The sequence below is a fragment of the Ruegeria sp. CDSB117 genome, assembly GCF_059611005.1.
On sequence record NZ_JBXWOS010000031.1, the window covers coordinates 22485 to 30681 of the forward strand.

General features: G+C 53.4%; 4 protein-coding genes. 1 reads left to right on the forward strand and 3 read right to left on the reverse strand.

Going from position 1 to position 8197, the window contains the following annotated elements:
* Positions 1-8 precede the first annotated feature (8 nt).
* From AC2FJC_RS21805 to AC2FJC_RS21815, 3 genes are all read right to left on the reverse strand, one after another.
* On the reverse strand, positions 9-1865 hold the full coding sequence (locus AC2FJC_RS21805) for an ABC transporter ATP-binding protein (protein ID WP_496741619.1): 1857 nt from the start codon (positions 1863-1865) through the stop codon (positions 9-11).
* A 503-nt stretch (positions 1866-2368) separates the two neighbouring features.
* The gene (locus AC2FJC_RS21810) at positions 2369-3349 is read right to left on the reverse strand and encodes a DUF6492 family protein (protein ID WP_496741621.1); all 981 of its coding nucleotides are present in this window, start codon (positions 3347-3349) and stop codon (positions 2369-2371) included.
* A gap of 111 nt (positions 3350-3460) precedes the next feature.
* Complete coding sequence (locus tag AC2FJC_RS21815) at positions 3461-4342, reverse strand: sulfotransferase family protein (protein ID WP_496741623.1); 882 nt, start codon at positions 4340-4342, stop codon at positions 3461-3463.
* A gap of 1319 nt (positions 4343-5661) precedes the next feature.
* Here AC2FJC_RS21815 and AC2FJC_RS21820 point away from each other — a divergent pair.
* A complete protein-coding gene (locus AC2FJC_RS21820) occupies positions 5662-7974 on the forward strand; it encodes a GumC family protein (RefSeq protein WP_496741625.1) in 2313 nt (770 codons plus the stop codon).
* Positions 7975-8197: the final 223 nt, after the last annotated feature.

The window sequence follows — 8197 nt, forward strand, 5'->3', positions numbered from 1 at the left end:
GGCCGAACCTAAATCTCATATGCGACGGATTGCTTTGAACCCTCTTCCGGATCGGACTTGCCTTGGCGGGTACCGTCCGATTCAACTTCTTTTTCCTGCGGAACCAGATTTTCGTAAGACCCGATCGAACTGATGCGCCCAGCCTCGAGCGTGATCACCGTGTCGCAACTTTTCACCGTTGCCAGACGGTGCGTCACCATAATCAGTGTACGCCGCCCGGCGAGTTCGGTAATCCGATCCATCACCTGCGTTTCGGTGCTGTTGTCCAAAGCGCTGGTCGCCTCGTCAAAGGCAACAACCTCGGGCTGGGTATAAAGGGCCCGCGCGATCGAGATGCGTTGCCGCTGCCCGCCGGACAGCCGCACACCGCTTTCGCCAACAAAGGTGTCATAGCCTTCGGGCAGTTCATCCCGGATGAATGTGTCTATCTGCGCCATCTTCGCTGCGTCGCGAACCTGATCCAGATCGACCTCTTCTGTTGGAACGCCAAAGGCGATGTTCTCTGCGATGCCCGCGTCATAAAGGAATGTCTCCTGTGGGACATACCCCACATTGGCGCGCCACATGCGCACCTGATCGTGGCTCAGCTTCTGGCCATCAATCAGCATCGCGCCTTCCGTCGGTTCGATCAGGCCAAGGATGAGATCCATCAACGTGGTCTTTCCAGCGCCTGTCTGGCCAACGATTCCAAACGAGGTTCCAGCCGGGATGGTCAGGTTGATGTTCTTCAGGCTCGGGGTGGCAGATCCGGGATAAGTGTAGGACACATCCCGCAGTTCGATCGACTTTTCCAACCGCATCGGCTCAATCAGATCCGTGGGCAATTCCGGAAGATCCGAGATGTCTGCCAGATCGTCACGAATTGCCACGGCGGCGACGGTGCTCAGGCGAATGGCAACGATAGCGGTGTATCCCTTCTGGAAAGCCGGCATCATGCGATAAACGGCCAGGGCAAAGACACCGATGACAGGAAGCACTGCGGCCATGCCCGTGCTGCCGACCCCGCCGTTCTGTTTCATCAGGATCAGGGTCAGCACTACGACGCCGCCAATAGCAAACAGCTCAATGATGTACTGCGGCACCTGACGGACAGTGGCTGACGCAGCGCTGTACTTTGAGAACTTCATGGAATGCGGACGGTAGCTGTCGATGAGCGATCGTTCACGATTGAGCAGTTTTGCCAGCTTGCTGCCCCGCAGCGCTTCGTATGCGACGCGATAGCGTGCCCTGTTTTCATCAAACATGACCTGCCCAAGGCGGTTTGTCAGTTTGCGGACCGTCACAAACAGGATCGTATACAGTACCCCGAAAATGCAGAGCGACAACAACGTGATCGCGGGGTCGACATAGAACAGAAGCGACATCATAAAGACAATCGACACCAGCGACTGAGCGACATTGAAAAGCGAGCGGAATACCTCACCGACGACGCGGCCGGACTCGGCAAGCATGTTCGAAACGAGCTCGCTGCTGTGACGCTGGAGCATGAATTCGTATGGTTGCCGCAGATAGGTTTCCAACAACCGCGCGGACAGGCTGTGCTTACGCATCTCCAGCCAGCGGTTGACCAGATACAGTGTCAGCACCTTCAACACTGCACTCACGACGAGAACCACAAGGAAAACGACGGCGATGGCGATGGCGAAACTGTTCACACTCTCGAAGTTGCCCGCCGAATAGACCCAGGACAAGTGCTTGTTTTTGTCAATCAGATCCGGATCGCCGATAATCCTGAGAAACGGGAAGATCAGGCCGACACTCAGCATCTCGGCAAAACCGCGCAGGCAAATCAGTGGCAGTAGTTTAAGGGCAGACGAACGTTCGCTGGGCGTCAAAAGCGAGATGACAGTTCCCAAGCCCTTCATGCCTGAACTCCAACGGTTGCGTCGCGTGTTAGCTTGCATTGTCGGACGAACAGCAAATTTTGGACAAAACGTCCAGACAACGGAGAACTAATAATCACCGATAACACACTTACCTCCTAAAGTGGGCAAAAACCGCCAAAACCCGACGGTCCGAAACGACCACTCCACACTGAAACTCAACCACAATAATGCCATACTACTATGACTTTCGACTAACACCTCGCCCTTCTCTGGGCAAGGCTTCAATACGTAGGGTCCGATTTGGGTCAATCTAGTGTGATTTGAGCAGGTTCTTAGTTTCCTATATCTCAACAAATTTCTGTCGGGCCAACTATTGTCCAATTGGAATGCTGTTGCGGCTCAGACTTCGAAAGCGAGATACTTTGACAAGCTCCGCTTTCGGTCCGACTGATGCATCAACTGCGTGTCAGGGGACCAGCCTCGCTATCGACGTCTTTTTTTTCCGGCCTCCTGACCCGGCACCCGAAACCATTTCTATGTGTTTAGCGCGCAAGAAACGCGCCGGCAGCTGCAAGGCCGCGATCTGAAAGAATGCTGTTTATCCTAGCCCTGTGCTCCGGTTTGAGCCTGTCCAGGCGGTCGCTATGCACCGAAAAAACCTTTCGGCGCCCCTGTTCGACCAATTCGAGCATGCGCTCAACCGTTTCATCATCCATGTTTCTGTTGAGACCAGCGGCAGGTTGCAACCCCTCGTCGAACTGGTTTGACCAGCCCCCATAGTGCCGGGTGACAAAAGCGTAAATCAACATGAATTCGGACGCCTTGCGCCCTACGCCCCTGACAAGAGGCTTGAAGCCAAAATACACATGCGCCGGCCCCAATTTGTCTTCGATCTCTGCCAGGCAACCGGCCAATACTTCGGCGCTCAAGCAATAGGGCGTCGTGCTAGGTGGAGTAAGCGTGTCATCAGGGGGAATTGGCAACCCGAAGATACGGAACGAGTTCTCCATCCAATTCCGCTGCGCATTGCTGGGCGGCTCAAGAAAGCTGAGCGCCCTGCCCGCCTCAGATATGAAATCAGACCGGTTCACATTGCTGACGAAAAAATTCTTGGCATCCAGTATCAGAACGTACCCATCCGGTATCAGCCTGGCCACACAGAGTTTGAAGGCCTGCTGCATCAGCCATCCGTTGTTGCCGCGCCATCCGGCCTGAGTTCTGAACGGTATCCAATTCCGGTGTTGCACGACCATACGACGCAGCAGCCCGGAAAATCCACCTGCCCCGCCCGGCAGGATTTCCTCGGGTTCGACAATCCGCACCCGATCCGCCAGCGATTCGTAAAAGTGAACCAGTTCGCGGGCAAGTCGCGCGCATTCTTTCTGGTTCCTGTCATTAACGACGATCAATATTGACGAAATGTCATCCGGTTCAAAAAACGTGGCCACCGATCGCGCCTGCAGCTTCAGGTTTTCGATTTCCCTTATGTACACAACGGTGACAAGCGTTATTCGTTGTTTCATGGGAGCCACCGCTGGTTAACAAATAGGAACTTTATGTCACGCGTATGGCTGGCAGGCTGTCGCGGAACCAAATCACCAGGGTTTTCAAGCCCGCAAAGACTCGCAATAAAATTATTCATGCCAGACTTCGATCTTCCCGCCATGAAGACGTTCCACGAAACTGACATCGTTTTGAAAGCTCTCAATTAATTCCCTGCGCAGGTGATCGGGTATATCCGGCATTTCCGAAGGCTGCAGAAAAAGGCGCCTGTTGATTCCTGCGCGCATGAGAAACTGGACTATATGTTCCATGTCCCTCTTGCGCATCGCGCTTCTGATAGCCTTTGCCTTCTTTACCAGCCAACGGGATTTTGGTTTCCCATAAGTTTCCCGCACCTTCTGTTTCCCTGCCACCGGCGCAAGCCTGTCCTGATCGACACCAATGTAGTCGAACAGGGATTCAAGGTACGAAGACGTCGCCTGCGGGCTGGCAAACAGCTCTTCAAAAATACCCAAATGAATCTGATCTCGGGGAAAGATGGACAGCACATTCCCGAGAAGCCCGGCGTATGAACTGTTCATTCTCAATTCCGGATGGCGCGCGACGGCGTTTTCGAAATCAAGGTCCGTTCGACCATTTTCGACAAACATCCTGTAGTGAGAGACCATCCTGTCCACCGGGTTCCGCAGGATGCAGATCAGCTTCACCTCGGGATTGAAATCTCTTATTCGCTGCACCGTCTGAACATCCAGAATATAGGACGTACTAATTTCTCCTATTGCCGGACGGTCGGCAGCCCCGTCAAAGAGCCCGCAATACCAATCATCTCCACGGTCGTAGAAGCGATCGAAATAAAACACTTCTTTCTGCTGGACGGGTAAGAAGACGTCGGGGTGCCGGCGCAGAATGGAATCGAGCCATGTCGTTGCGCATTTTGGCGGGCCAATTCCGATAAATGTGGGTTTGGATTTTTGCGTGTTCGTTTCATGCTTTGAATTGTACATCTTGGACATGGATCTTTCTGAAAATAGTGTATCGACCTAAAATGACCGTGGCGTGACCCGCATCATACGAATGAGGTTCCACCACGCTGAGCCTGACCCGAACAGCAAATTATCCTTATCACGAACTTCGGAATCGACCAGAAATTTCTCCGGAGTTTCGTACCCGCAAGCATTCAACTTCAAATCCAGCAAACGCTGATCGCCACCGAAAGGTGCTGCGCATATGCGGCAGCGCCGCCTGTATCCTGATCTGTCACAATGGGTTTTGGTGTCGTCAGGCGTCCGGCGAGACTGCTGTCCAGCGCCCTGTTCCTCAAAACATCACAAAGCCGCCGATAGCACAGAGCGGATCGGAAAATCGAAACAGACAGCCAAAATATGCACAATCTGTTTTCTGTTTCTGTGCAATGCAGCCTGTCTGATCCAGGCACGCGCCGACGGAGGGATTTACTTCGGTCGCGACGTGCTAAGGGGGGTTTGCGGCTTGCTGCTCCGGGACTGCTGCCAGGACAGAGCTTCGAGAAGGAATATCAGCCCGATAAAAACGACCACGCCCGCTCCGAGACCGCATGCCAATCCGAGCACAACACCAAGATCAAATTTGATCCAGATTAGAATGGTCACCAGCCACATGAAGCAACTGGAAATAGAAAATGCCCAAATCCCCATCGTTTCTCTGCGGTCCGTTCTGCCTCTATTGTATTTACTCGGTCAAGAAAGCCAGCACTCATCCCAACACGCTTTTTAACATCTGCACCTTCAGTAAACGAAACGTTAACCCGGCATAATGCTTTCGTCTAGCATGCGCCGGTACACTGCTTAATATATTGATAGTCCAAATCATTTGGACACTCTAGAATAGAGTCTGCAAGATCTGCCTATAAGCCATATACCGCCTATCATTTTGGGTTTAAAAATTGCCCTTACGTCAACTTTCGGCGATTATACAATCTATGGCACCTATTCATCGCCAAACGATTGCATTGTTTTTATTTTTGGAACCGAAAAATTGTTCTATATCACCGGGCGCAACAAAGGCTCAGACCCGTCTGTTGTGCACCAATTCGCAACTGGAGCCCCTGTTCGATCTGCGAAAACCAACGGTTTAGTCATTTCACCCGCGCACCGCCTGGTCCGGGTGGCGCCCAAAGTTGGTTGATTTTTCGTGTTTAAACACAATCTGAAAGAGAAAAAATCCAGATGGCGCTTTGGTTTGTTGACTGATTGTGCATATATGGAGGCACGTGTTGCAGTTTGAAGGGTTAGTTAAAGTGAATAGTCAGGGCGCGGGTCCGTCCAAGGCCTCGGAATTTGATTCTTTTGAACTTATGTACGAGAATCAAAACGACAACGAATTGAACTTACGAGAACTTCTTTCACTGATTTGGCGGGGAAAGCTGTTTTTTCTGTGCTGTGGCGTCGTCGGGATGTTGGTTGGTGCCGTCATCGTGCTTCGGCAGGAGCCCGTCTATACGGCTGCGGCAAGTATTTTGTTCGAACCCGAGCGCGTCCAGATCGTCGATTTCTCAAACGTCCTGACCGAACCCGAAGCCGGGACCGAGATCGGCAACCAGATCGAAATCCTCAACTCGACGACATTGCTTCAGAAGGTAGTGGAACGCCTGAATCTCGTGCAAGTGGATAGCGAGGCCGCAGTTGAAGAAGGCGTTGCGCAGGCCCAAGGCAAGGAAACACCCACGCCGCCTCAAGGGCAGGCAAGGGCGATTCTCAACCGCGCCATGGCCGCGCTTGGGATGTCGGTGCAGCAACCCGACACCGAAAGTGCTCCGTTGACCGAAGAGGAGATGTACGAAAAAGGCATGCGCAACGCGATCAACATGATTCGCGCCAATATGGGGGTCTTTCAAGTTAACGGATCCAGGGTGATCGAGATTGTCTATTCATCGCCCAATGCCGCGCAGTCCGCGCTGATCGTCAATACCATCAGCGATGAGTACATTGACTTTCAGAAGGCCTCTAAGAACCGCAATATCGTTACTGTGATCGAACTGGTCGACGAACGCATTCTGGAGTTGAAAAACAGCGTCGAGACCCTTGAGGAAAACCTTGAAACCGCGCGTTTGGACCTGGCCAACAGGCAGGCTCAGAGCTCGCAGATGACAAGTGTCCAGCTGACAGCGCTCAACCAGGAACTGGCTTCGATCCAACTGCGCCTCGCCGAGTCCCGTGCCCGCCGCGATCGGGCAAAAACCGCCCTAGACTCTGAAGAAAACCTTTGGACAGTTACTGAATTCCGCGAGTCTCCGTTGATCGCAGAGTTCCGTCGGCGCGAAATCGATATTCGCGAGGCCATGGCAGGTGACAGTGCCATCGCCGGCGGCAGTTCAAGACCCAACAGTACGCGAAACAACGCGCTGCTGGACCAGCTTTACGAGAATATCCGCGAAGAGGCCGGTTATGTCGTGGCTGCTCTGGAGTTTGAGGTGGAATCGTTGGAGCAGCGTGAAATTCAACTTCAGAAACTGGTTCGCGATCTTGAAGTCATAGCAATAGAACAAACCGCCGATGAACTGTCCATTGACCGGCTCGAACGCGAGGTGCAATCGAACCAGACGTTGTTGCAAACCTTTGTGACACGCCAGAAAGAAATCACCGAACAGGCCAACCTGCAATCGGCTGGTGCGCGCGTGCTGTCAGCCGCTGACACGCCGACAAGCCCCGATTTCGAGACCAGCGCCCGCGTGATGATCTCAACCGTTGGCGGTGGACTGTTTTTGGGCTTCCTATGGCTGCTGTTCCGCGAACAGACAAGTCAGGCCGTACGGGACCCGAAAGCTCTGGCGAGGATCTCGCGGCTTCCTGTGCTCAACTCGATCCCGATGACCGGAATGCGCCGCAGCCTGCAAAAGCTGGGTGGCAAGTTCGTGTCGAACCCCAAAAGTCTTCTGTCGGAAAGTGTTCGCAACTTGCGAACGAGCATCCTTTACAGCGACGCCAGCCACGAACCCAAGGTCGTGATGTTCACATCTTCCGTTCCCGGGGAAGGGAAAAGTTCACTCTCGTTTCTGACCGGTCTTGCCAGTCAGAGCACCGGCCGCCGGACTATTCTTGTTTGTTGCGATTTCCGGGACGACAGCAATGCCGTGATCTATTCGAAATTTCCAAGCATTGCCAACGCGGACAAGCCGCAAAAACGCATATCCTTCCTGCACCGGGCGCAGTCGGCATCGGGCGGGCGGTATGGATTGGCCACGTATCTACAGAAGAAATGTACGCTTGAAGAGGCGCTTGCCAGAGAGACAGCAACGGGACTGGATATTTTGTCGTTGAGCCTTTCCGAAAAACTGACGGAAAGCCCGGCCGATCTTTTGTCTTCGACGCGCTTCGCCGAAGTTATCGACCAGCTTCGTGACGAATATGATCTGGTGATCCTTGATACCCCGCCCGCACTGGCGGTGACGGACGCCCGACTGTTGGCCAGGCTTTCGGATACCGTCGTCTACCTCGTGCGCTGGAACCACACCAGCAGGAACGCGGTACGCGAGGGGCTGAGAGAATTGCGGTCGATGGGGGCCAATATCGCTGGCTGTGCCTTCACTTTGGTATCGCAGTCAAAGGCCCGGAAATACGCGGACAACGAGTTCATCTACAAACGCAGTTACGATTCCTACTTTAGCTGAACGCTTTGGCGCCTTTGATATACAGGGTTCGCGAATGAGAGCCCTTGCACCTTCCACGCGCCAGCCGGGACCGAACTGGCTGGCGCGGGTTGTGTCGCAAACTTTGGGCCTAGATTGACGAGCATGCAGAATCCAACGTTTGTAGTCCGCGTATTGTTCTCCAACAGGTTTCAGCATGATTTCCTTGAAAGGCTGCCATTTCCCCAAGGATGCCGTTTTGTAC